At 40.7% G+C, this 23,676-nt stretch carries 19 protein-coding genes and 1 tRNA gene; 11 read left to right on the plus strand and 9 right to left on the minus strand.

Annotated features, from left to right (window positions below):
- Positions 1-56: 56 nt before the first annotated feature.
- The 7 genes from FUA25_RS12430 to FUA25_RS12460 all read left to right on the plus strand — a co-directional run bounded on the left by FUA25_RS12430 (position 57) and on the right by FUA25_RS12460 (position 7,639).
- Positions 57-1,460 (plus strand): MFS transporter, encoded by a 1,404-nt coding sequence (locus tag FUA25_RS12430; RefSeq protein ID WP_147757240.1) that lies wholly within the window; start codon positions 57-59, stop codon positions 1,458-1,460.
- Positions 1,461-1,582: 122 nt separating this feature from the next.
- Positions 1,583-2,632 carry an LLM class flavin-dependent oxidoreductase gene (locus tag FUA25_RS12435; protein ID WP_147757241.1) on the plus strand — a complete coding sequence of 350 codons (1,050 nt, stop codon included), beginning with the start codon at positions 1,583-1,585 and terminating at the stop codon, positions 2,630-2,632.
- An 89-nt stretch (positions 2,633-2,721) separates the two neighbouring features.
- A complete protein-coding gene (locus tag FUA25_RS12440) occupies positions 2,722-3,621 on the plus strand; it encodes a pirin family protein (protein ID WP_147757242.1) in 900 nt (299 codons plus the stop codon).
- A 23-nt stretch (positions 3,622-3,644) separates the two neighbouring features.
- Positions 3,645-3,929 (plus strand): GNAT family N-acetyltransferase, encoded by a 285-nt coding sequence (locus FUA25_RS12445; protein ID WP_228411704.1) that lies wholly within the window; start codon positions 3,645-3,647, stop codon positions 3,927-3,929.
- A 278-nt stretch (positions 3,930-4,207) separates the two neighbouring features.
- On the plus strand, positions 4,208-5,644 hold the full coding sequence (locus FUA25_RS12450; protein ID WP_147757243.1) for a sodium:solute symporter: 1,437 nt from the start codon (positions 4,208-4,210) through the stop codon (positions 5,642-5,644).
- A gap of 101 nt (positions 5,645-5,745) precedes the next feature.
- Positions 5,746-6,597 (plus strand): transketolase, encoded by an 852-nt coding sequence (locus FUA25_RS12455; protein ID WP_147757244.1) that lies wholly within the window; start codon positions 5,746-5,748, stop codon positions 6,595-6,597.
- A gap of 94 nt (positions 6,598-6,691) precedes the next feature.
- Positions 6,692-7,639, plus strand: coding sequence for a transketolase family protein (locus FUA25_RS12460; RefSeq protein WP_147757245.1), 948 nt, complete (start codon positions 6,692-6,694; stop codon positions 7,637-7,639).
- Positions 7,640-7,695: 56 nt separating this feature from the next.
- Here the strand turns inward: FUA25_RS12460 and FUA25_RS12465 are convergent, their stop codons facing one another.
- The 3 genes from FUA25_RS12465 to FUA25_RS12475 all read right to left on the minus strand — a co-directional run bounded on the left by FUA25_RS12465 (position 7,696) and on the right by FUA25_RS12475 (position 13,509).
- On the minus strand, positions 7,696-8,070 hold the full coding sequence (locus tag FUA25_RS12465) for a hypothetical protein (protein WP_147757246.1): 375 nt from the start codon (positions 8,068-8,070) through the stop codon (positions 7,696-7,698).
- 68 nt (positions 8,071-8,138) lie between these two features.
- Positions 8,139-8,609 carry an Lrp/AsnC family transcriptional regulator gene (locus tag FUA25_RS12470; RefSeq protein WP_147757247.1) on the minus strand — a complete coding sequence of 157 codons (471 nt, stop codon included), beginning with the start codon at positions 8,607-8,609 and terminating at the stop codon, positions 8,139-8,141.
- 130 nt (positions 8,610-8,739) lie between these two features.
- On the minus strand, positions 8,740-13,509 hold the full coding sequence (locus FUA25_RS12475) for a translocation/assembly module TamB (RefSeq protein ID WP_147757248.1): 4,770 nt from the start codon (positions 13,507-13,509) through the stop codon (positions 8,740-8,742).
- A 4-nt stretch (positions 13,510-13,513) separates the two neighbouring features.
- Between FUA25_RS12475 and tsaD the strand changes: the two genes are divergently transcribed.
- Together tsaD and FUA25_RS12485 are read left to right on the plus strand one after the other, a co-directional pair.
- Positions 13,514-14,551: a tRNA (adenosine(37)-N6)-threonylcarbamoyltransferase complex transferase subunit TsaD gene (gene tsaD, locus FUA25_RS12480; protein ID WP_147757249.1), complete on the plus strand. Its 1,038-nt coding sequence runs from the start codon at positions 13,514-13,516 to the stop codon at positions 14,549-14,551.
- Positions 14,548-15,243, plus strand: coding sequence for an RsmE family RNA methyltransferase (locus FUA25_RS12485; protein WP_147757250.1), 696 nt, complete (start codon positions 14,548-14,550; stop codon positions 15,241-15,243). The genes tsaD and FUA25_RS12485 overlap by 4 nt, the downstream gene beginning before the upstream one ends.
- Before the next feature lie 12 nt (positions 15,244-15,255).
- Here the strand turns inward: FUA25_RS12485 and FUA25_RS12490 are convergent, their stop codons facing one another.
- Positions 15,256-15,609, minus strand: coding sequence for an SdpI family protein (locus FUA25_RS12490; protein WP_147757251.1), 354 nt, complete (start codon positions 15,607-15,609; stop codon positions 15,256-15,258).
- Between the two features lie 7 nt (positions 15,610-15,616).
- Complete coding sequence (locus FUA25_RS12495) at positions 15,617-16,279, minus strand: TrmH family RNA methyltransferase (RefSeq protein ID WP_147757252.1); 663 nt, start codon at positions 16,277-16,279, stop codon at positions 15,617-15,619.
- A gap of 240 nt (positions 16,280-16,519) precedes the next feature.
- Here FUA25_RS12495 and FUA25_RS12500 point away from each other — a divergent pair, with 240 nt between their 5' ends.
- Together FUA25_RS12500 and FUA25_RS12505 are read left to right on the plus strand one after the other, a co-directional pair.
- Positions 16,520-17,548, plus strand: coding sequence for an asparaginase (locus FUA25_RS12500; protein ID WP_147757253.1), 1,029 nt, complete (start codon positions 16,520-16,522; stop codon positions 17,546-17,548).
- 103 nt (positions 17,549-17,651) lie between these two features.
- Positions 17,652-17,738 (plus strand) — tRNA-Ser (locus FUA25_RS12505).
- A gap of 1,221 nt (positions 17,739-18,959) precedes the next feature.
- On the opposite strand, the gene FUA25_RS12510 is transcribed toward FUA25_RS12505, so the two are convergent.
- From FUA25_RS12510 to gldN, 4 genes are all read right to left on the minus strand, one after another.
- On the minus strand, positions 18,960-19,661 hold the full coding sequence (locus FUA25_RS12510) for a VIT family protein (protein WP_147757254.1): 702 nt from the start codon (positions 19,659-19,661) through the stop codon (positions 18,960-18,962).
- Positions 19,662-19,811: 150 nt separating this feature from the next.
- Positions 19,812-21,386: an ice-binding family protein gene (locus tag FUA25_RS12515; protein ID WP_185146710.1), complete on the minus strand. Its 1,575-nt coding sequence runs from the start codon at positions 21,384-21,386 to the stop codon at positions 19,812-19,814.
- 262 nt (positions 21,387-21,648) lie between these two features.
- Complete coding sequence (locus FUA25_RS12520; RefSeq protein ID WP_317130284.1) at positions 21,649-22,677, minus strand: FAD-dependent oxidoreductase; 1,029 nt, start codon at positions 22,675-22,677, stop codon at positions 21,649-21,651.
- A gap of 52 nt (positions 22,678-22,729) precedes the next feature.
- Positions 22,730-23,665 carry a gliding motility protein GldN gene (gldN, locus tag FUA25_RS12525; RefSeq protein WP_147757256.1) on the minus strand — a complete coding sequence of 312 codons (936 nt, stop codon included), beginning with the start codon at positions 23,663-23,665 and terminating at the stop codon, positions 22,730-22,732.
- Between the last annotated feature and the right edge of the window lie 11 nt (positions 23,666-23,676).

Consider the following 23,676-nt stretch of genomic DNA (forward strand, 5'->3'; position numbering starts at 1 on the left):
TTTGGCGGTATGGTTTTTGAAATACCGCAAAATCTACTTTTCAAAAACTTTTTAGAATGGTGACTCAACAAACTGAAAATTCCACTGTAAAAAAATACCTGCCGTTGATTCTCGCGACGGCCATTTTTATGCAGATGCTTGATTCCACGATTCTCAACACTTCCCTGCCCTCCATCGCAAAAGATTTAAATGAGTCACCGCTCAATATGCAGAACGCGATCATCAGTTACGTTCTGACCTTGGCACTGTTTATGCCGGTAAGCGGGTTTCTGGCAGATAAATTCGGTACCCGAAGAATATTTATTTTTTCATTGGTGGTTTTCAGTATTGGTTCTCTCTTTTGTGCATTATCCCAAAATCTTACGCATCTTATCATTTCAAGAGTCATCCAGGGAATCGGTGGGAGTTTAATGACGCCGGTCGGCAAACTGGCATTAATGAAAACCTATCCTAAAAATGAACTGCTGAAAGCCATGAATTATGCCATTGTTCCGGCTTTAATCGGACCGGTTCTCGGACCATTGGTAGGCGGTTATATGGTTGATTATTTTTCCTGGCACTGGATTTTTCTCATCAATATTCCGATTGGATTGCTGGGAATTATTCTTGGATTAAAATACATGCCGAATTATAAATCTATCGCGGTAGAATTTGATCTGAAGGGGTTTCTCATTTTCGCTTCAGCCTCTTTACTGCTTTCTGTTTCTTTGGAAATGTTCGGAAATTCAGCCCTCACAACTCCGGTCTTGCTGATTTTCGTCCTCGGATTTCTCATGATTTTTTACTATTACCGACACGCCAGCAAAACAATAAATCCTATTTTCCCGTTGAATTTATTTCAGGTGAGAACTTTCCGGGTCGGAATCCTCGGGAATCTGGCAACCCGTTTGGGAATCAGCGCCATTCCTCTTCTGTTGCCATTAATGATTCAGATTGCCTATAAAGAAAGTGCAGTTGTTTCCGGATGGGTGGTGGCGCCAATGGCACTCACTGCAATGTTCGGAAAATCTTCGGTGATTAAAATCCTGAACCGGTTCGGTTATCGCCGTACCCTTATGACCAACACTTTTATTATCGGAATCCTCATCTGCTGTCTCGGCATTCCCGGTATTCATGCTTCCATTTTCTGGTTTGTGCCCATTATCGCGGTATTGGGATTTTTCAATTCAATTCAGTTTACCTCTATGAACACAATTTCGATCGCAGATTTAAGGAATACCCATACCAGCAGCGGAAATTCTTTGATTGCCGTGAACCAGCAGCTGGCAATCGGTTTCGGAATTGCATTCGGACTGATTGTACTGAAACTGTATGAAAGCAATACATTTTTAACACCGGAAAATCAAAATCTTGCATTCAGGTATACGTTCTTCACCGTCGGAATTCTTACTGTTTTTTCAGGCTTTGTTTTCAGGCGGCTGCATTCAAAAGATGGAGATAATATGAAGTCGGAAGAATAAAGTCAATTCTTACCGTACATCAACAACTATCAGCATTGGTCGGAGTAAATTTGTGTAAAAGAAAGTTTCTTGGAGTCTTTTAATTTTAAAAACTCTCAAGACAAAAATCTAAAGATAAGGTAATGAAAAAAATAGAATTCGGGCTGATGACTTTTGCCGACATGGCTCCTGAAACCGTTCCGGGAAAAGGAATCCACGCCCACAAAAGGCTTCAGGATCTTTTGGAAGAAATAAAATTGGCCGATAAACTGGGCATTGATGTTTTCGGAATCGGCGAACATCACCGGCCGGATTACGCGGTTTCCTCGCCAACCACGGTTCTTGCGGCGGCAGCGGCGGTTACAGAAAACATAAAACTCACAAGTGCCGTAACGGTGTTGAGTTCCGAAGATCCGGTTCGCGTCTACCAGCAGTTTGCTACGGTGGATGCCATTTCCGGCGGAAGAGCGGAGATTATGGCCGGTCGCGGTTCCTTTATTGAATCGTTTCCTTTATTCGGATTTGACCTTGGTGATTACGACGAGCTTTTTGAAGAAAAACTCGATCTTCTGCTTAAAATTAATGAATCTGAGAAAGTCTCCTGGAACGGAAAGCTGCGGGCTCCAATTCATGATCTGGGCGTTTATCCACGCGCGTTGAACGGTAAAATCCCGGTTTGGCTGGCGGCAGGTGGAACTCCCGCTTCGGCGGTGAGGGCTGCAAAACTTCATCTTCCTTTAATGCTGGCAATTATCGGCGGAATGCCGCGACAGTTTGTTCCTTTCATCAGTCTTTATAAAAAATCTGCGCTGGAAAACGGCATTAAGCCTGAGGACCTTCAGGTTGGGATCAACAACCATATGTTTGTTGGGGAAAACAGCGAAAAAGCTGCAGATGACTTCTTCCCGCATTATGCACAAATGATGGATCGCGTTGGGAAAAGCCGCGGCTGGCAACCCATGACCCGCGAACAGTTCGAATTTATGCGTGCTCCGGAAGGATCCCTGATGGTAGGAAGTGTAGATGAAGTTGTTGAAAAAATTCTGTACGAATATGAACTTTTCGGGTTTACAAGATTTTTTGCGCAGGCAAGCATGGGTTTTGTGCCGCATGAACTCGCGATGAAATATATAGAACTTTTTGCAACCCAAGTTATTCCGGAAGTTAAAAGACGATTGGAACTGGACGTCTGACATTTGGATTTTTCCTATAAATTCAGGTTTTTTTACTAATTTCGTTTGGACACAAGGTACATTTACGCACGTCTTTAAAACTTAACAACATGTCAAACATCGGACTTATTATTGAAGAGAAATCTGCCGATATCGGAAACTTTCTGGTTGGCAGACTGCTCCCTTTCCGGGAAAAAAGAGCGGTGGGGCCTTTTGTTTTTATCGATCATATGGGACCTGCAGCACTGAAGGATTATCAGAATCTGGATGTTCCGCCCCATCCGCACATCGGACTTTCGACCCTTACTTACCTTTTTGAAGGGTCGATTCAGCATAAAGACAGCCTTGGAAGCGATATTGAAATCAAACCCGGCGCAGTAAACTGGATGACTGCAGGAAAAGGCGTGGTTCACTCTGAACGCACCCCTGAATATCTGAGACACACTGAAAAACATCTTCACGGATTCCAGATCTGGGTCGGGCTTCCAAAAAATCTCGAACAGAGTGAACCTTCTTTTCACCATACCGAAGCGGAGGAAATCCCGGTGTGGAATGAGGGTGATCTTCAGTATAAACTCATCGCCGGAGAGCTGTTTAGCAGAAAGTCGCCCGTTCCTGTACATTCGAAACTTTTCTTTCTGGAAATTAAAAGTCAGACGTCCCGTAAACTCAATATTGGAAACGATCTGTTTGGTGAGGTCGCCATGTATGTCCTGGAAGGAAATGTTATGACCGACGGACATACTTTTGGTGGAAAACAGCTACTGATCGCGAAAAACGCCAATTTATGTGAGTTTGAAATCGGCGAAAACGCTACCGTGTATCTTTTCGGCGGCGAACCGTTTGATGAGGAGCGTTTCATGTTCTGGAATTTTGTGAATTCAGATAAAGAAATTATTGAAAAGGCTAAACAGAACTGGCATGACCAGAATCTGGAAGCGTTTCCGAAAGTTCCGGGTGACGATGTGGAATATGTTCCGCTTCCGAAAGCCATTTTAAAAAATAAATAAAAACCAATACAAAAATCAGAGTGATGATTGAAATTAAACAGATCAACAGCGACAAAAAAGGAGCATTTGAAATTTATTCTGACGGAAAAAAAGCCGGAGAAATGACTTACACCTGGGCCGGAGACGACAAATTCATTATTGATCATACAGAGGTAGATGAAGCCTACAACGGACAAGGACTGGCCAAACAACTGGTGTATGCGGGAGTTGATTACGCCCGGAAAAACGGCAAAAAAGTGATTCCGCTTTGTCCGTATGCGAAGGTTACCATTGCCAGAAATGCGGAACTTCAGGATGTTCTGGCCTAGAAAAATTTAAGAATATTAAAGCCGTTCAATTAGTTACTGAGCGGCTTTTTTTATGAAAATGATTAGAAAACGGAACCGCGCCCCGGATTGAACGGCATGTCTGAGCTCTTTCATTCAGGGGATTCTGCGCGCGGCTTCGCCGCGCGCAGAATCCCCTGAATGAAAAGCGAGTAGTGAAAGCCGGAAATGGCGCCAAAAAATTCAATCATGCTTCAATCTTCAATTCCTGCACAAATTGGTCAAAAAAACTATATTTGTGCAACTTAAAAAAGAACTGTATGAACCCGTATGTGCTGCTGAGTATTATTATCGCCTATTTTGCAATTTTGCTTTGGGTCGCTTACCGAACCGGAAAAGGCAGTAACAACGAGAGTTTTTTTATCGGAAACCGCAAGAGCAACTGGATGCTTGTGGCGTTCGGGATGATCGGAACTTCGCTTTCGGGCGTAACTTTTGTCTCGGTGCCCGGTGCCGTTGGCGCGGATAAATTTCATTATCTGCAGATCACGATTGGGTATCTGATCGGTTACATAATCATTGCCTACGTACTTTTGCCGCTGTATTACCGGCTGAAACTCACCTCCATTTACGGTTATCTTCAGGAAAGGATGGGACAGGTTTCCTATAAATCCGGCGCGTGGATTTTCATCGTTTCACGTCTGGTTGGTGCGACAGCAAGGCTTTATCTGGTGGTGAACATTCTCCAGTTTTCAATTCTCGACAGCTTAGGTGTTCCGTTTATCGTGACAACGCTCGTAATTCTTGCAATGATCATTTTGTATACTTATGAAGGTGGAGTGAAAACCATTGTCTGGACCGATACTTTGCAGACTACGTGTATGCTCTTGGGACTCATCATCTGTTCGGCCTATATGCTGAATCACCTGAATCTCGGCTTTTTTGAAAGCCTTACCGCCATGAACAAACTGGGTTATACGGAAGTTTTCAATACGGATGTCGACAGCAAAGCCTTCTTTTTTAAACAGATTCTGGCCGGAGCTTTTATTACGATTACCATGACGGGAATTGATCAGGAAATGATGCAGAAATCCCTTTCGGTAACGCGTTTAAAGGATTCCCAGAAAAACATGGTGACTTTGGGATTCGTTTTGGTGGGCGTTATCTCTCTTTTTCTTTTTATGGGCGGGCTTCTTCATCTTTACGGCGCTACGGAAAATGTAGTAAGTTCAGGAGACCAGCTTTTCCCGGATATTGCGCTGAACCATTTACCGCCATTTATTTCCATTATTTTTATCGTTGCGCTGATCTCGGCGCTTTTCCCAAGTGCTGACGGTGCCATGACGGCTTTAACTTCATCGATCTGCATTGATATTTTCGGACTGAAAGATCAAAAAATCTCCCAGAAAGAACAGGAAAAATTCAGGAAACGGGTGCACCTGATTGTGGCCTTTGCCTTTTTGGTCATGGTAATCATCTTCAAACTCATCAACGACAATTCGATGATCGGGCTGATCCTGAAACTCGCCGGATTTACCTATGGTCCGCTTCTGGGACTTTTCGCCTTCGGAATTTTCACAAAATACAGGGTGAAAGACAAACTGGTGCCTTATGTGTGTATTGCGGCACCCCTTATTTCTTACTTCATCGATAAATTTCAGGAAAGCATGTTCGGAGACTTTAAAATCGGTCTGGAGCTGTTGATTATCAACGGTTTGCTAACGTTTTTTGGACTGTGGCTGATCAGGAAGAAATGAAATTTATAAAAGCACAAGAAAAATCCGGGTTGCAAGCCCGGATTTTTCATTTTCCCAAACCGGCAGAAAATTGTAAATTTGCAGGCAAATAAATCAAAATAATGAGTAAAAGTATTGAAGAGCTGAAATCTCTTACAACACAGATCAGAAGAGACATTTTAAGAATGGTTCACGCCGTGAATTCCGGCCATCCCGGCGGAAGTCTGGGCTGTACCGAATACTTCACCGCTCTCTACGGGAAAGTGATGAACTACAAACTTCCCTTTACCATGGAAGGCAAAAATGAAGATCTTTTCTTCCTTTCCAACGGGCACATTTCTCCCGTGTTCTACTCCACCCTTGCAAGATTCGGATTTTTTCCGGTTGAAGAACTCAAAACGTTCAGAAAACTGAACTCCAGACTTCAGGGTCACCCTACTACACATGAAGGACTTCCTGGAATCCGTATTGCTTCGGGTTCACTCGGTCAGGGTCTTTCGGTAGCGATTGGCGCTGCGTTAGGCAAAAAGCTCGACGGTGACAAATCTCTGGTTTATACGCTTCACGGAGACGGCGAACTTCAGGAAGGTCAGATCTGGGAAGCTTTGATGTTTGCAGCAGCAAAAAAAGTGGACAATATCATCGCAACTATCGATTACAACGGAAGACAGATCGACGGCGATACCGACGATGTCTTAAGTTTAGGAGATCTCCACGCAAAACTGGAAGCTTTCGGCTGGAAAGTGCTGAATGAGAAAAACGGAAACGATCTGGAAACCGTAGTTTCAATACTTGAAAGAGCAAAATTGGAAACCGGAAACGGAAAACCGGTGGTCATCATCCTTCATACCGAAATGGGCTTTGGTGTAGATTATATGATGGGAACCCATTCCTGGCACGGAAAAGCACCAAATGATGCGCAACTCGACACTGCTTTCAAACAGCTGTATCTTGAGGCTCCGGCAGATTACTAGAAAGTCAAATGCAACTTTACAAAACAATATTAACTTTAAATTTCAAGCTTCAGCAATAGCATAATGTTTGTTGACTTTAGCTTACAACCAAAATATGAAATATCAAGTTCTAGACAATAAAGATACAAGAAGCGGTTTCGGAGCTGGACTGGCCGAACTCGCCGACACCAACCCCAATGTTGTGGCACTTTGCGCCGACCTCATCGGTTCTTTAAAAATGGAAAAATTCATTGAAAAGGCACCGGAACGTTTTTTCCAGATCGGGATTGCAGAAGCCAATATGATGGGAATCGCTGCCGGTTTAACGATTAACGGAAAAATCCCTTTCACCGGAACTTTTGCGAACTTTTCGACTTCAAGGGTGTATGACCAGATCCGTCAGTCGATTGCTTATTCGAATAAAAATGTAAAAATATGTGCTTCCCACGCAGGCTTGACTTTAGGTGAAGACGGCGCAACGCATCAGGTTTTGGAAGACATCGGAATGATGAAAATGCTTCCGGGAATGACCGTCATCAACACGTGTGATTACAACCAGACAAAAGCCGCTACTTTGGCGATCGCTGATTTCAAAGGACCTGTTTATTTAAGATTCGGCCGACCAGTCGTTCCGGTTTTCATTCCGGAAGATATGCCTTTCGAAATCGGAAAAGGAATTCTCCTGCAGGAAGGGAAAGACGTAACCATCGTTGCGACGGGACATTTGGTCTGGGAATCTTTGCTGGCTGCCGATGAACTGGAAAAAGAAGGAATTTCCTGTGAAGTCATCAACATTCACACGATCAAACCTTTGGATGAAGAAATTATTCTGAAATCCGTGGAAAAAACCGGAAGAATTGTAACCGCTGAAGAACACAATTATATCGGAGGTTTGGGAGAATCTGTTGCCGGAATGCTTTCCAGAAAAAGACCGACCGTTCAGGAATACGTTGCGGTAAACGATACTTTCGGTGAGTCCGCAACCCCTGCTGAATTGATGAAAAAATACAAAATCGACGCTGCTGCAGTAAAAGAAGCGGTGAAAAGAATTATGACAAGATAATTTTTTGAATCACATAATAAAAATCCGTTTCAATTGATTTGAAACGGATTTTTATTTTACTTAAAAAACTGCCACTTCGGAATAAAGGCCAGCAAACCCAATGTGGTAAAAACAAAAAGGTTTGTCACATCAGTGTACAGAAAAGTCGATAAGAAAAAGTTGTGCATGAAAAAATGGGTAAGGACTGCCAGCGGAAAAAGAAAAATTCCGGCTTTTTTATAAAAATAGATCAGCGTTAAACCCACAACCATCAAAAAATCCACCAAAAAAACCATGTAAAAATATCCTCCCGGAATTTTAATGTCCGTTTTCTGCATAAACTCATCGCAATCGATCCCAAATCCCATTAGGGAAAAAAGTAGCAGGAAAATGAGCGCAAGATAAAAGAGTATATCTTTTTTCGGCGATTCGTTGGCAAAGTCTTTATTCATGGTGTAAAATTAAAGAAACTTTTGAAGATAATTCAAAAGTTTCTGTATTTAAAATTGGATGGGTCTGGTTAGATTGAAACCGCATCAATCAGTCTGTTCTTATCGGAAAGATATTCTTCCATAGAGATCATACTTTCAGTTCTCATTACATCCTGAATGTCGTCGATCTGATAAATGATTCTTTTGGCATCCTCCGTATTCTTCGCTCTCACTTTACAGAAGATATTGTACTTTCCGGAAATCACACTGGCTTCCACCACATTTGGAATGGTTGAAAGTTCTTTCAGTACTTCGTGCGTTCTGTTGGATTTTGTAAGCAGGATACCGATAAAAGCGGTAAAATGATAATCAAGTTTACCGTAATCTATATTCAGGGAAGAACCTAAGATAATTCCAGCGTCTTCCATTTTCTTCACTCTTACGTGAATCGTTCCGGCGGAAACATCCATTTGTTTTGCTATTTCTGTAAAAGGCATTCTGGTGTTTTCCACTAGGAAGTCCAGAATCTTCTTGTCGATATCATCAAGTTGATAATTCATTATTTTATTATAAATCGTTTGTATTAAGTGCAAATTTACAACAAAATATTATAAGTAAAAAATTTGCGTAAATATTAACGAATTTTAACTTAGAAACGTCCTTTAATACTGAAATTCATATTTTATAACCTTAATTTTTAATGGTATCACTCTTTACTACGGGTTTTTTCGTTGTGGTTTTACTATCTTTTTTCTTTCTTTTAAAGATTGTGTTGAAACTTTTGCTCCACGCAATACCTGCTCCATATGTTTGATTGGCAGCTCCATTGGAAGAAGTGGTTGACATTCCGATATTCATCGGTTTCGAATAGGCCCGTAAAACCAGTGTTCCGTCATTCTTTTTGGAAACATCATATTCCACCGTTCCTTCACCTGAAAGATAATTGGATTCTGCATTCGCAGTTTTGGAAAGCGGAATTCCCAGTCCGGTTTTCACATTAATCCGGGGCGAAAGGGCAACCGTAACGCCGGCGTTTGCCCGGTCTCCGGAATTGGAGCCTGCATCACCGCCAACATAATTCAAATCCACCTGAAATTCACTGCTGATGGTATTCAGAACTGAACCTAATTGTTTAAACAATAAATTATATCCTGAATTGGTTGCAAGATTATCAAGATTGAAACCGCCGGAATTGGTTACATTAAACCTGTTCAACAATAAAATAGACCCAAACTGTATAACTTTTTCATCTTCCTGACTCATTTTGGCCGTAAGGGTTTCTTTTAACTGAGAAGATGCATCCATGGCGTAAACGCCCAGTTCGATTTTCGGATTATTCAACGTTTGAGTAATTTTAGCCTGAAGCATTACATTGATGGGCCGAATGGATCCCATATTCAGATACTCGCCTGCGTTGGAAACTGCTCTAACATAATTTGCGGAAATGTTCAGCGCCGGAGACATCGCATCGCCATCCCACTGAATATTGCTTCCTTTGGCTATCTGAAAAGTCCTGTTCAGAATGGCTTTGGAAATAAAGGTACCGGTTTCCACAAAATAACTTCCGTTCATGGAAATACTTCCGCTTCGCGTCATTCTGAATCTTAGATCATCAACACTTCCACGCACTGAAATATCTCCGACATCATCTCCTACCAGAACATTAACGGTAGTTCCTTTATCAATATCAAGGTTGAAATCGATGTTCATGTTTGCACCTGTTTTTTTCTTTTCCTCCAAACTGATGACGCCTGCTTTGTCTTCTTTAAGAAAACGCAGCATTTTAAATTCGTCAACGTTTGATGTGGAATTTGAATTGAAAGTAAACACGGAATTGTTAAGAGCCTTCATATTAGGAGTAGAAATGTCCAGACTCGAAACCGGACCTGAAACAAATAAATCTCCCTGACCGTAAACTCTGCCCCAGAAAAGATCGTAATCTTTCTGCTGGGTATTCAGCAAAAGCAGATTATCGGCTCTCATAATGAGATTGACTCCCATCGAAGCCAGTGTTTCGAACTGAATCGCTCCGGAAATCGTCCCTTTTGAGTTGGCTCTTCCATCCGTAACCCCAATGTTATTGAGAACCGCCAAACCTTTACTGAGCGGAATAACGGTATCTTCAAAGGAATAGTCGACACCGGTGAAATTGAGTTTAAGCCCGAGATCTTTAAGCGCAATGTCTCCACTGTAATCAATATCTTTTAAGGTTCCGGAAATGCTCAGAATTCCGGTTGCTTTACCACGCAGATTGCTGAAAACGCCTTTCACGAACTGGTTCGCAAAAGCGAGGTTGAAATCGTTCATATCTGCTTTGATGTCAAGCGTCGGCGAACTGGTGTTGTTGTTGATGGTTCCGCTCACATGCAGGTTATTATTCCCGATTATTCCTGCTGAAACTACTTTGGCATCCACATCGAATACATTCGGTACAGAACTGTTTTTTGCGGTAATCACGATATTTCCCAAATCCTGCTTATTCATCAGAATATTGTTGATGGACAGATCAATAATCGGTTCCAGGTTGTTCTTGTTCATTTTTATTTTAATTGAACCATTGGCAACACCCTGAATATCCATATCGTTTCCGCCACCCTGCATCATCAGCAGCTTGGCAATTTGGAGGTTTTTAACTTCAGCATCTGCTTCAAAATCCTCGGCAGATTTAAATACCGCACTGTTGACCAGAATTTCACTTTCATCCGAGAAAACCCTTAAATTCTGAATGAAGAAATCGGCGGTTTTTTTACGGTAGGTGATGGAATGATTCAGCGTTGGCGACGTGTCGATACTCCATGCAACATTGTTTAATTTCAGTTCTGTAGGCTCAAACCTGAAGACATAATCTCCTGCCGCATCTGTGGACTGGTTAATATTAATGGCATATTCTTTCAGTTCGTCCGCCATTTCATCTTCCGGAGATCCGTGTCTGAAGGTAGTGGCAATGTGCAGAAGTTCGTTATTTTCGTTTTTACCGCTCAGGGTAAAATCTCTGATTACATTTTTATTGTAAACGGCCCGGTCGATTTTTGCGTAAATCTGTTCATCCAGGTTGGCGGTATTGATCCTTAGGACAAGATTATCCACCATTGCGCTGTCGCGTGTAATTTTTTCTCTTTCGTTGATTTGATAAGCGGGATTTGCTTTTGCAAGTGCCATATCGGCATCTGTAATCTCCTGCTTTTTGGTCATGATGTATTTCATCGACGCAACATCTGCATTCAACACCAGGTTATTGGAATCTCCATCATATGAACCATTCACGCTGGCTCCCGCCGGAATCTGAAGATTCGGCACAAAATAACTAAGAAGTCCCTGTTTCACATCGAATTCCATATCGAAATGCTGCCCGCGATACAGTTTTCGGGGCGGTGGTCCTACCAGAACTTTGCCTATTCCGTTCTGGAACATTCCTGCGAGGTCGCCCAGATTAAATTTGCCCGCAATTTTGCCGTTTACGGCTCCCGGCGCATCCACAGAGACTACCCGGTTTCCGTTTTCAAAGAACGCTTTTACTTTAGCATTGGGAATCACAAATTTCTGCGTTGCGGTGGCAAAATTCACATTTCTTAAATCGGCGTCCAGATTGAGGTCATTGAGGTTCGTCATCGCAATTTCTCCATCTACGAACCCACTTACGATTTGGTTTCCTTTTCCTCCGGTAAAATAATTGATGTTAAGGTATCTGACGTCAGCTGCAATATCCGCTATAATTCGGGAAGTGCGGAAATCAATAAGACCTTTGATGTCGGCCTTAGCCTGCTCATCATTTACCGTCACGATTCCGTTATACGTTTTGTGATCAAGGATTCCGTTCAGATAAAGATTGTTGATTTCCTTATCCAAAATCTCAATTTTAGAAATCCGCGAAACGGTTTTAAGCCGCATCGTGTTCACGTCGAAACTTTGTCCTTCCACATTGAATTTCCCGGAAATCAACCCTACCTGTTTGTTTTTGGCAATTACCGAAGTATTCAGATCATTTAGTTCTGCATAACCGCGGTATTTCGGCATCGCAGAACTGTAGTCATCCAGATAAAAATTAGAGAGTTTTGCCTGTCCGATTCCTGTTATAAGCCTTGCATTCGGCACAAATACCTGTTTTGGATTTACACGCACTGCCCCGTTGAATTTCAGCCTGCCAAAATCATCCGCAAAATTTTTCATTTTTGAAGAGATGAAAGTAGGCATCATCGCCTTAAGGTCTTTGTAGGTAAAGTCGGTGGAAAACGAATTGGTTTCAATCTGGAAGTTGCCTTTCATGAGATTTGAAACCTTCATCGTCGTGGTTTTGATATTCACCTGCGGATTTCTTACCAGGAAATTTTCCAGATAAAACCGGTTCAGAGGTCCGGTCATTGTTCCGGAAATATTGATGGGCTTGTAATTATCCCAGTTCGTTACAAAATAACTGATGTCATAGCCACTGATCTGGCTTCCCTGTTTCATTTTCATATCCCAACGCACGCGGTCTGCAAAATCAGCCCATGAACCGTTGTTTAAAGCAAATCTGATATCCCCCTGAAGCAGGGAATTATCGGTGTTAAAAGTCAGATCTTTCAAAGAAAGATAATCGGCAGTCATGGAAAGGTCTGTGGAAAATGTATCAACATAATGCTGTTTTCCCCATCTTTCGGTGTAAAAACTCATGTTATTGATTTGGGCAAAAACATTACCACCGTTCACCTTCAATTTAGGAGCGCGCAGATTGAATCTTGTCGCGTTCAGCCATTTTCCGGCATCACCTTCACTGTTTTGATTGATGATCGTAACACGTGAGTCGATAATGTCCACCCTTGAATCCAGCTGGAACGGGGGTTTGTTGGGATCTGCTTTTTTACCGCTGCTGAAAAGCTGCGTGTAACGGATGAAATTTGAAATACTGTCGCCTTTATAGGTCACCACCTTAATATCGGCATTCGTTAACGACAGCGCATTGAAACTTAAAGAATTGCTGTTTCCGGAAATGGCGTTTGAAGCGAGAGAAATCCAGTCGGAATTTGCGCGGAATTCGCGTGCTTTGATGAATTCCATGCCTTTATAATCCTTTATTTTCAGCCCCTTGATCAATACATCACCGAAATAATCGACACTAATGCTTTCAGTAGACATTTCAGCTTTAAAGTCCTGGTTCAGCACCTGCAGAGCCTGCTGTGCCGCCCATTTCTTTGTTACATTAAGATTTACCGCAATAAGAACCACTGCCACCAAACCGAGTACGCTCCAGAATAGAATTAAAAGAAGCTTCGCCCACCAATGATAATCTGTAACATCTTTAGCAGCCTGTTGTCCGAATTCTTTGGCAGTTTCTACAGGATGGGTAATGGCATCTGCAGCCATCTGTGTCGCGTCTTTAACTTTATCGCCTACATTTTCTGCGGTATTCTGTATCTGCTCGCCTATGTTTTCAGCAACAGATTTTTTATTTTCGTTATCGTTATTATTATTTAAATTTGCCATTGTAATGAATAACTCAATAATTTTAGGGATTGAATCTTCGTGTGACGATACTTCTGCTGCTGTTATCCGGGGAAATAAAATCCTTTCCAATATTGCTGCCAATCAGGAGATCCACAACGAATACGGCGGTGTGGTTCCGGAACTGGCTTCACGTGCACATCAGCAAAACATTATCCCCGTTGTTGAAAAATCCGTCAGTCAAGCAAATATACAACAAAAAGACATTTCGGCTGTGGGTTTCACTCGCGGACCCGGTCTTTTGGGTTCACTTCTGGTTGGGACTTCATTTGCGAAATCTTTGGCCATGAGTCTTGGAGTTCCTTTAATTGAAGTCAATCATCTGCAGGCGCACATTTTAGCACACTTCATCGAGGATGCAAATATAATGCCCCCGAAATTTCCTTTTTTGTGCCTCACCGTTTCAGGCGGCCACACGATGATTGTGTTGGTTAAAGACTATTTTGATATGGAAATCATCGGAAGAACGACCGACGATGCTGCCGGCGAAGCCTTCGACAAAATCGGAAAAATATTCGGCCTTGATTATCCTGCAGGACCCATCATTGATAAACTGTCAAAAAACGGCAACGAGAATTCATTTCAGTTCAACAAACCACGTTTAGAAAACTACGATTATTCATTCAGTGGGATCAAAACTTCGGTACTGTATTTCATTCAGAAGGAAATCAAGAAGAATCCGGATTTCATCAGAGAAAATATTGATGATTTATGTGCCTCTGTCCAGCGCTCCATTGTTGAAATCCTGATGGAAAAATTAGAAAAAGCTTCCAAGAACCTCAATATTAATGAAGTGGCGATTGCCGGCGGCGTTTCCGCCAATTCTGCATTGAGAGCAGCCATGCAGAAAAATGCAGAAAACTTAGGGTGGAACATCTACATTCCGAAATTTGAATACACCACCGACAATGCCGCGATGATTGCAATGGTGGCGCAGCTTAAATTTCAACGGGGAGAGTTTTCGGACCTTTCCGTCTCTGCAACCGCGAGATATGACATCGAAGAAAGCTTTAAAAAACCATGAAATTATTTTACGGCACAATCGAAAACGGCACGGCAGAAATCAATGAAGAGGAGCAGCAGCACATCGTAAAAGTATTGCGGATGCGCGAAGGCGATGAAATTTCGGTGACAGACGGTAAAGGCAACCTCGCAACCGGAAATTTAATTTTTGAAGGAAAAAAAGTGTCGCTTAATAATCAGGAAATCAAAGAAAACCTTCCGGATTTTCCCACCCACCTTCATATTGCCATTGCACCGACAAAAAACATCGACAGGATCGAATTTTTTCTTGAAAAAGCTACAGAAATGGCCGTCTCTGAAGTCACTTTGCTTCAGACCGAAAAAACCGAAAGAAAAAATCTCAATATCGAAAAACTCAGGAAACAGAGTGTGGCAGCGTCCAAACAGAGTCTGCGGTTTCATTTCCCGAAGGTGAATGACATTACGAGATTTTCAGAATTTATAAAAACTTTGGATCCGGAAACCACTTTTGTCGCACACTGTAACGAAAATCTGGGAAGAATTGATCTTAAAGACTTGGCACCGCAGCAAAACATCACTTTTCTGATCGGCCCTGAAGGTGATTTTTCAGATAAAGAGATTCTGATTTTAGCGGAAAAAGGCATTAAAGCTGTTTCTCTCGGAAACCAGAGACTCAGAACAGAAACTGCAGGCATTTTTATAGCAGCCTGGAATTATTTCAAGATGATTTAACTATATTTTCAGTTAGTTTCCGAATCTGGCATTAATCGCTCTCTCAACCCGTATTAATAATATGACTACCGTTAAAATCAGTAATAATAATCCGGTAATCAAATTGACTGAATAATTAAATTTGGTAAATACTGCCAATAAACAAAGGGCGAGCAATAAAATGCCCAGTTTCATCAGTTCTTTTGCGGAATATTTCTGAGCAAAATCCCATCTTTCCTGGCTTTTCATCGAGTTCAACGTTCTATAACCATAAATGGAATTAATTTTCTTTGGCGGAAATTTAAACATGACAATTCCTGCTATAAAAAACAGGAAGCCTGTAAAAAAAGTAATATCAAACAAAGGATTTTCAAAAAGTTTACTCATTACCGCATTATTTTTTGGTATCTGCTAAATATTTTCTAAAAATCTGCTCCCCACTTTGTATGGAATTTACCGTCCAGCGAACTTTCATCTGCCATAATTTTTCTTCTGAAAGTTTATAATCAAGACCAGATTTAATGAGTTTCTGTTTCAGGTCATAAAAACAGATTGCCGCCGCCACCGAAACATTGAAACTTTTGGTAAAACCGTACATCGGAATGGCCAGAGTTTCATCAGCAAAATCAAGAATTTCTTTGGTAACGCCTTCTTTTTCGGTTCCAAAAACCAAAGCGACAGGTTCTCTCAGGTCGTAATCCGGAAGCATTACGGCATTTTTTTCAGGTGAAACAGCGAGAATTTTATATCCGCGGTTTTTAATTTCCTGTAGGGAATCCAGAGTGTGTGGCATTTTTTCAACTTCTACCCAGGTTTCTGCGCCTTTTGTCACGCGAAGGTTCGGATTGAAGATATTTTCGCTTTCCATTGCCACGATTTTATGAAATCCGCACGCCTCCACCGAACGAACGATCGCTGCAGCATTCCGGAACTGAAAGATATCTTCCATCACCGGCAGCACAAAATCTGAACTTTCCTGCGCATAGTGCTCAATTTTCCGGAGTCTTTCGTCACTCAGGAACTGTTTAAGGTATTCAAAGGCCTGCTCGTCTTTCATTTTTCAAAAATAATGATTATTTTGGGAAGGCGGGGCGCTCGCTTCGCTCGCGCCGAAAAGTGTTAAAAGGTTTTGTTTAGTGCAGAAAATAGATTTTTTGTCAGATCTTATTTTCAAAGATTAAAACCGCGCCCCGGCTCGAACGAAACGCTTTTTCCAAATCAAAAAAGCGGAGGTGGAAGACGGAAAAGGCGCCAAAAGTATTCTGAATTTGTGCTAAAAAAATGTAATTTTGAATCCATGAAACGAAAAGTACTTCTTATTTACACCGGCGGAACCATTGGTATGGAAAAAGACTATGAAACGGGAAGTCTGAAAGCCTTTGATTTTGGGAATATTTTCAGGAAAATCCCCGAGATGAATCTGTTGGAATGCGAAGTATCGGTACATCCTTTTTCTGAACCGTTGGATTCGTCGGATGTAGGACCGAAGGAATGGAAAATCATCGCCAATTATATCGGTAAAAACTATGAAAAATACGACGGTTTCCTGATTCTGCACGGAACCGACACCATGTCGTACACGGCATCTGCATTAAGTTTCATGCTGAAAAACCTTCGAAAACCCGTAATTTTAACAGGATCCCAGCTTCCAATCGGAGATTTGCGCACCGATGCAAAGGAAAATTTACTGACCAGTCTTTACTATACGAGTTTATACGAGAATGATGAAGCGGTGATACAGGAAGTAGCGGTTTATTTTGAATACAAACTGTTGCGAGGAAACCGTACCCTGAAATACTCTGCAGAATATTTTGATGCTTACCAAACTCCGAATTATCACCTGTTGGGCCAGTCCGGAGTGCATTTGAACGTGGAAAAAGATTTTCTATGGAGACCAAAGACTGATGAGAAATTTACGGTCGACAGCCATATTTCTCAGGATGTACTGTTCTGGCGGATTTTCCCGGGTATGCATCTCGAACATTTTTCAGAAATTCCAAATATGAAAGTCCTTATTTTACAGGTTTTCGGTTCCGGAACTATTTTCAACACCGAGAAAACACAACAAACTCTTCAGTTGCTCCGAGAACGCGGAACTGAAATAGTGGTGGTCTCTCAATGTGTTTCGGGGGGCATCAGTTTCGGGAAATATTCAAATTCCAATATCTTTACAAAAATCGGTGCGATCAGCGGACATGACATGACGGCTGAAAGTGCCATCTCTAAAGCAATGCATCTTCTTGAAAATCCTAATTACGAAGGGAGCTTTGCGGAAAATTTCAATAAAAATCTCTGTGGCGAGGTGACTTTTGACCTTGAAAATTGAAATTAGAGCCTACTCAAAACGTGAGCGACCCTTAATGTTTCAAATGCCAAAGAAAACCCTTTGAACTTTAGACAAAAAACTATACTTTTGCAGTCTTCAAATCAGAGAGGTGTCCGAGTGGTTGAAGGAGCTAGCCTGGAAAGCTAGTATACGGGCAACTGTATCGTGGGTTCGAATCCCATCCTCTCTACTTCATCAACCTACAACTCGCTGTATTTCAGCGAGTTTTTTTTTATTTCCCAACTTACGTTTACCCACGTCTTTAAAATTTTTATTTAATTGTCTGATACTGTCTATATTAGTTTTTAAGGTAACTTATTTTCCCTAAGAAAGACATATTCTTGAAAAAATAATTATGAAACCAAAATTTCAGATAGCCTCCTACCTTATTTAATTAGTTTTCCTTTTTTGATAGAGGTGGGTAACATTAATACATAGACCCCGATCTGCCTATTTTTTTCTAAAACCTCGACTTTGGATTGAGTTTCGTAAAAGTCATTCTTTAGCATCGATATAAGACTTTGTTTCATCCAAATTAGAGTTTGTGTCCGCACACTTTGCACAATCTCATTATTTGGGAACTTTTTTCAAATTCGATTTCTGACACTTAGCTTTGTTCGGTTTGTTGCTTTGAACTTTGTTCCACATTCGACAGCGGCAAGGTAGAACCTTCACTTTCTACGATGGAAAAACTCACCAAATTTTACGGTATTCCATTGATGAGATTGTAAATTTTGAAGATAAAAAACTTCCGCCTGAAGGAGTAATTGTACAGGATAAATGCATCTTGGAATAAGTTGGCCCTATTCAGGAACTGGAATCCGAAGAAAAATCTATGGTCTATAAAATGATTTACATCTTTATCAACCAGAAAAAATTAAAAGATTTTGTCAAACAAAATGTACCACTAAAACTAAAAACTCCTGCCAATTGGCGGGTGTTTTTAGTTATTTAAGCATAGTCCTTTAATATCTTTTGTAGTGTACATTGTACTTGAAGCACCTTGAATATTTTTTATAGGAATACGGGCATTATTAAACCAGAACCCTCCAATATGAGGACTATTAATGGGAGAAGATAAATCAATAAGTCTCAATTTATATAGTTCATTTATTCGTAGATTATTTTTACAAGAATTTCTTTTTTCCTTGTTTATAAGTATCCTATATATATTTTTATTATTAGATATTGAACTGTAATAGATATATACATTTTCTATGGAATCTAGTTTCAGTATTTTAACATCAGAATAACCCTCCTTATTTTTTGAAAAAATAAAAGACTTACAGGATAAAAAAATAAACGTAGATATCACAAATAAAGATATTCGATACATCATTATAGGTATGTTTGAAATATTAATGGTTCCTTTTTCTTATTAGGATTTGTTAAAAATTAGTAGCATCAATTGCTACAGTTTAATGCCGAAAATATATCCTACCCCTGCCGATATGCCCATTGCCAGCGTTCCCCAAACTGTTATTCGGATAATGGCTTTTTTAATACTCGAGCCTCCGGTTTTAGCTGCGACGATTCCTAAAGCAATGAGAAAAATGATGGTGAAACCGTACAGCCAGTACTCTATGCCTTTTAAAGGTGCAAAAAGTATCGCCAGAAGTGGTAAAACTCCACCAATCGTAAATGATGTTCCTGAAGCCAGTGCTGCCTGAATCGGTTTTGCCTGACTGATCTCGTTGATTCCCAATTCATCTCTGACATGTGCAGCCAAAGCGTCTTTTGCAGTGAGTTCCACCGCAACCTTCATTGCAGTTTCCTTTTGCAATCCTCTCCGTTCATAGATTTGCGCGAGTATTTTCAGTTCATCTTCGGGCATTTCTTTCAGTTCCCGGGTTTCCCTTTCGATGTCGGCTTTTTCCGTGTCGGTTTGTGAACTTACTGAAACATATTCACCTGCAGCCATTGACAATGCTCCGGCAACAAGTCCGGCAACTGTAGCCAAAATTATAGGTTCGCGGGCTGTACTCGCCGCAGCTACTCCTATAGCTAGACTGGAAATGGATATAATTCCGTCGTTCGCCCCTAAAACAGCAGCTCTTAGCCAATTACTCCTGTGGATGTAATGACTGTCTAAGTAATTATCGATTGTGATCATTCCAGTTTTTTTTAAATAAGTTCGGGAAGTTTATAGCGGCAATGTCAGTTATTGTGTTTAGTAAAGTTAAGAATAAAGGAGAATTAATCTAAAAAATTTCAAACAAAAAACCCCGCCATTAGACGGGGTTTAATATAATAAAGAAGATTCTTATTTAGAAATAAGTTTGCCACCCTGCTGTACGCCGTTTTTACCGGTAAGCTGGTAATAATAAACACCTACAGGAAGGTTCATCTGCAATTCAGTTGTTTTTGTAGAAAGAACTTTTGATAATACTTTAGTTCCGATAGCACTGTAAATCGTAAGATTCGCACCGCTTCCCAGTCCTTCAATATTTACATTTAATACAGAGGAGAAAGGATTTGGATAAAGTTGAGCTGATTTCGTTATCAAAACACTTGACTCTGTCCCTAAATTTGTACAACCGGGGGTCATTTGTGCATTAATTGCAAAAGTAGAGATTCCACCACTTGTACTTAAAACACGACCTTCAATTGACGCTCCTGTATTCACAATGATAGCTCCATTATTTCCAATCAGGGTTCCTTTTAGAATTGCATTGGTACCCAGGTTGGTAGCACCATCAACTAACCAGAAAACGTTTTTAGCCTGTGCGCTATTCAGTAAAACTACATTAGCAGCAGTACCTGTGGACAATGCACCTACGATTTTGATTACAAATACTGCATTAGCATTATTCTGCGCATCCAAAAATACGGTTCCTGTATGTACAGTAGCAGCATTCAAAAGATAGGTATGCGGTGTAAGGATAAGTCCATTACCAAACGTTGCAGGGAAAAGCAATTGGATATCATGAGGAAGCCCATTAAGATAGGTATAAACACCTGCCAGATCTACTGCCGCCTGAGCGGTGGAAGTATCAGGACTCGGGTGAATGGTTCCTGTAACATTACTTGCTTGGAAACCTGTAGTAAGACCAACATTGGTTCCAACATCACCTGTAACGAAAGTAGTACCGGTATTGGTAACCGCACCATTTCCGGAAAATATGGTATAACAGGCAACAGTGTTTAATGTTGGTGCAGCCGGACCTGTAAGCTGTGGAACTCCACAACCTAAAGGTTTGCGAACCGAACCATTTGTTACCGTAATTGCGCCTGTAGTAGAAAGAGCACGACCTTCAATGGTAACACCTGTTTGGAGAACAATTGCCGCGTTATTTGCAATTACATTTCCTCTCATAATAGTGTTTGCTGCAAGGTCAACCAGACCTTCAACTTTCCAGAATATATTACAGGCAACCGCCCCATTAGTCAGGTTTACTTGTGTGTTCGCAGCCGCGGATAAACCTCCCTGAACTTTGATAATAAAAAGGGGGTTTGTATTTCCCGCACCGTCAAGAGTCAATATTCCGGTCATTGTTGCAGCTGACCCGATAGAATAAACACCGGGAGTAATAGTTTGTCCGTTTCCTAAAAGCGGTGCAAGAGCCCCGGTATTAGGTGTTGCGTTGATAAGGTTAGCAGCAATCGTAAGATCGGCTGCAGCACTCGCAGTTGCTCCGTCAGCATTATGCATAACACCATCCACATTACCGAAGTTTGTAACCGCTCCATTGTTTGAGCCTACATCTCCTGTAATTTGGGAAGTTCCTACATTGGTAACAGCCCCAGTTGTAGTAAAAAGTGCAAAGTTAGCAGCTGTTCCCAAACTTATCTGACCATAGGTCAGCGGGGAAAAACAGATAATGGCAAACGTAGCCAATAAAAGTAAAAATTTATTCATGATTTGGTGATTAAAGCTAAAATTTTATTATTTCAGCATAACAAAGGTAATCTTTAAATCGAATAAACAATATTATATTAAATTATTAATAGAAAAATCTTAAATATAAAAAAATATCATTAAGGATAATGCCAAATATTAAAAATATTCAGATCCACAATTACACAAGAAATTGAAATATTTACATTATTTTAAGATATCGCCCGAAACAAGGATATTTATGAGATTTCTACAATTACATTCAAAATCGCTTCACATCAACTTCAGGCATGAGGGGTTTCCCATTTTCAATATGATCAAAAAGTTCTTTTGAAAAATAGCAACCGCTCAAAACTCCACGTGCGCCAAGTCCGTTAAAAACATAGAAATTTTCATGGCCAGGATGATTCCCTAAGATGGGCCGGCGGTCTTTAACGGTCGGTCGAAAGCCATATTTCACTTCTGCAACTTCAAATTCATGAGGATAAAACTCAGAAAGCCCATTCCGGAGTTGAACTTCCGCAAAGTCATCTATTGCATCCGGTCTTTCATTTGGATCATAGGTGCCACCGTAGTAATATAATTCATCATCGAGAGGAAAAAGGAAATGCTTCTTTTTTAAAGTAAGCTTGTGATTAAGCTTTACCGAAAGTTTTACTTTTAAGTGATGGCCTTTATTGGGAATAACAGGAATATGGGAGAAAAAAGGATTCTGCCTGACACCCATTCCTTCGCAGAAAACAATGTGTCTGAAGTTAATGTCTCCGTAACTACTGCCGGAAATACGCTCATATTCAAATTTTTCTTCGGACAAGGAATCATTCTTTTTAAAATAATCGAAAAAATCCGTAAAAAAAGCTTCTACATTCAGCCGTGCAGATAAATTGACCCGGCCTGTACCGAAAGGGTTTTTAATGGTTTCCAAAAATTTAATTTCCGGGTCGAGGAAATTTCCGAGTTCTTCAGTCTCAGATTTGCTGAGCCAAAGGTTTCTTTCGCTTTTGTCATGAAAAAGGCGGTGAATCTGCTCATCAATCAAATAATCATTTCCGGTATACGTCTGAATTTCGGTCAAGGTCTTCCTGAAAAACTCTATCTGTTCCTGAGCCAGCCAGAATGTTGTAAATTTTTTGAGTACAAGAGGGTTGACAATTCCTGCAGAAACCCGGGAAGCTCCTTTGCAGCCATCCGAAAACAGAAGAAAAGAATTGCCGTTCATCACCAGCTGATGGGCGAAAAAAAGAGCCGCATAACCGCCTCCAACTATAATATAATCTACATTTTTCATCATAAAAAAACCTGAGTAAATGTACTCAGGTTTTTTTATCTAAACAATGCAAATCTTAATAATTCCACATTTCATTTTCCATTTGAAGGATTTCTCCTTTAATTTTTTCGCTTTCTTCAATCTGCTCATCTGCATTTCTCGGGATATAGTCTTTAATGGTACCATCTCCTAAACCTGCTGAAGATTTGTAGATAATTGAAGTGAATCTTCTGGCGTTGATCAGGTCATCAAAAGATAAATCTGATGAAGTGTTTTTTCTGTTGAACACTGCACTGTTTGCCAAAATTTTTCTTGCACTTGGATAATACACCCAGAAGAGATCAATCAGTTCATCAGCTCCAGCCATTAACTGACCATCAACAATTCTACCTTGTACTGCCGGATCAGGACCCATTGCAGCAATACCTAAAGGTCTGTACTTCATCATCCCGTCTCTTTTGTCTACATACCACATTCCCATAATTTTGAGAACTTTCACTTTGTCTGAAGTGGTTCTGATTATGTCCGTAAGCTCAATTTTCTCCTGCTCTGTAAGCTGTCTTCCCGAATTAAGAATATCAATCGCTGAATCATCAAGTCTCGTGCTTTCCAGTCTTGCCTTGATTCCTGCAGGAGAGATTTTGGTTTGAAAATTTTCATCATCATACACCTCTTCGATTTCACCATTCAGGGCAGCATCCAAAAGCAGTTGGTACAGTGATTTGTTTTCTGAAGAAGACAATCCGCTTGTATCGTTATAATAAAAAGGCTGATTGATTTTATCGTTCATATCAATCACTTCCCATACAAACATACTTTTAAGAATATCCTTCTCTTCAATAAAACCGTATTCCAAAGGCGTAATTGTATTATCTACTATTGAATCACCAATTTTCTGTTTGTTCTCTGCACGCATCTGTCTGAATTCTTCCGGAGAAGAGGCATTAAGAATGGTCTGGGAAAATACCATCCCTGAAACCAACACGATCAAACTGCTTATATATTTTTTCATATTGAAAATAT

Origin of the sequence: Chryseobacterium sp., assembly GCF_008014695.1 — a bacterium.
Taxonomy (GTDB): domain Bacteria; phylum Bacteroidota; class Bacteroidia; order Flavobacteriales; family Weeksellaceae; genus Kaistella.

What these genes read in the sequence shown, in the direction of transcription:
- FUA25_RS12430 (WP_147757240.1), top strand. Translation starts at nt 57, where the DNA reads ATGGTGACTCAACAAACTGAAAATTCCACTGTAAAAAAATACCTGCCG.
- FUA25_RS12435 (WP_147757241.1), top strand. Translation starts at nt 1,583, where the DNA reads ATGAAAAAAATAGAATTCGGGCTGATGACTTTTGCCGACATGGCTCCT.
- FUA25_RS12440 (WP_147757242.1), top strand. Translation starts at nt 2,722, where the DNA reads ATGTCAAACATCGGACTTATTATTGAAGAGAAATCTGCCGATATCGGA.
- FUA25_RS12445 (WP_228411704.1), top strand. Translation starts at nt 3,645, where the DNA reads ATGATTGAAATTAAACAGATCAACAGCGACAAAAAAGGAGCATTTGAA.
- FUA25_RS12450 (WP_147757243.1), top strand. Translation starts at nt 4,208, where the DNA reads ATGAACCCGTATGTGCTGCTGAGTATTATTATCGCCTATTTTGCAATT.
- FUA25_RS12455 (WP_147757244.1), top strand. Translation starts at nt 5,746, where the DNA reads ATGAGTAAAAGTATTGAAGAGCTGAAATCTCTTACAACACAGATCAGA.
- FUA25_RS12460 (WP_147757245.1), top strand. Translation starts at nt 6,692, where the DNA reads ATGAAATATCAAGTTCTAGACAATAAAGATACAAGAAGCGGTTTCGGA.
- FUA25_RS12465 (WP_147757246.1), bottom strand. Translation starts at nt 8,070, where the DNA reads ATGAATAAAGACTTTGCCAACGAATCGCCGAAAAAAGATATACTCTTT.
- FUA25_RS12470 (WP_147757247.1), bottom strand. Translation starts at nt 8,609, where the DNA reads ATGAATTATCAACTTGATGATATCGACAAGAAGATTCTGGACTTCCTA.
- FUA25_RS12475 (WP_147757248.1), bottom strand. Translation starts at nt 13,509, where the DNA reads ATGGCAAATTTAAATAATAATAACGATAACGAAAATAAAAAATCTGTT.
- tsaD (WP_147757249.1), top strand. Translation starts at nt 13,514, where the DNA reads ATGAATAACTCAATAATTTTAGGGATTGAATCTTCGTGTGACGATACT.
- FUA25_RS12485 (WP_147757250.1), top strand. Translation starts at nt 14,548, where the DNA reads ATGAAATTATTTTACGGCACAATCGAAAACGGCACGGCAGAAATCAAT.
- FUA25_RS12490 (WP_147757251.1), bottom strand. Translation starts at nt 15,609, where the DNA reads ATGAGTAAACTTTTTGAAAATCCTTTGTTTGATATTACTTTTTTTACA.
- FUA25_RS12495 (WP_147757252.1), bottom strand. Translation starts at nt 16,279, where the DNA reads ATGAAAGACGAGCAGGCCTTTGAATACCTTAAACAGTTCCTGAGTGAC.
- FUA25_RS12500 (WP_147757253.1), top strand. Translation starts at nt 16,520, where the DNA reads ATGAAACGAAAAGTACTTCTTATTTACACCGGCGGAACCATTGGTATG.
- FUA25_RS12510 (WP_147757254.1), bottom strand. Translation starts at nt 19,661, where the DNA reads ATGATCACAATCGATAATTACTTAGACAGTCATTACATCCACAGGAGT.
- FUA25_RS12520 (WP_317130284.1), bottom strand. Translation starts at nt 22,677, where the DNA reads ATGATGAAAAATGTAGATTATATTATAGTTGGAGGCGGTTATGCGGCT.
- gldN (WP_147757256.1), bottom strand. Translation starts at nt 23,665, where the DNA reads ATGAAAAAATATATAAGCAGTTTGATCGTGTTGGTTTCAGGGATGGTA.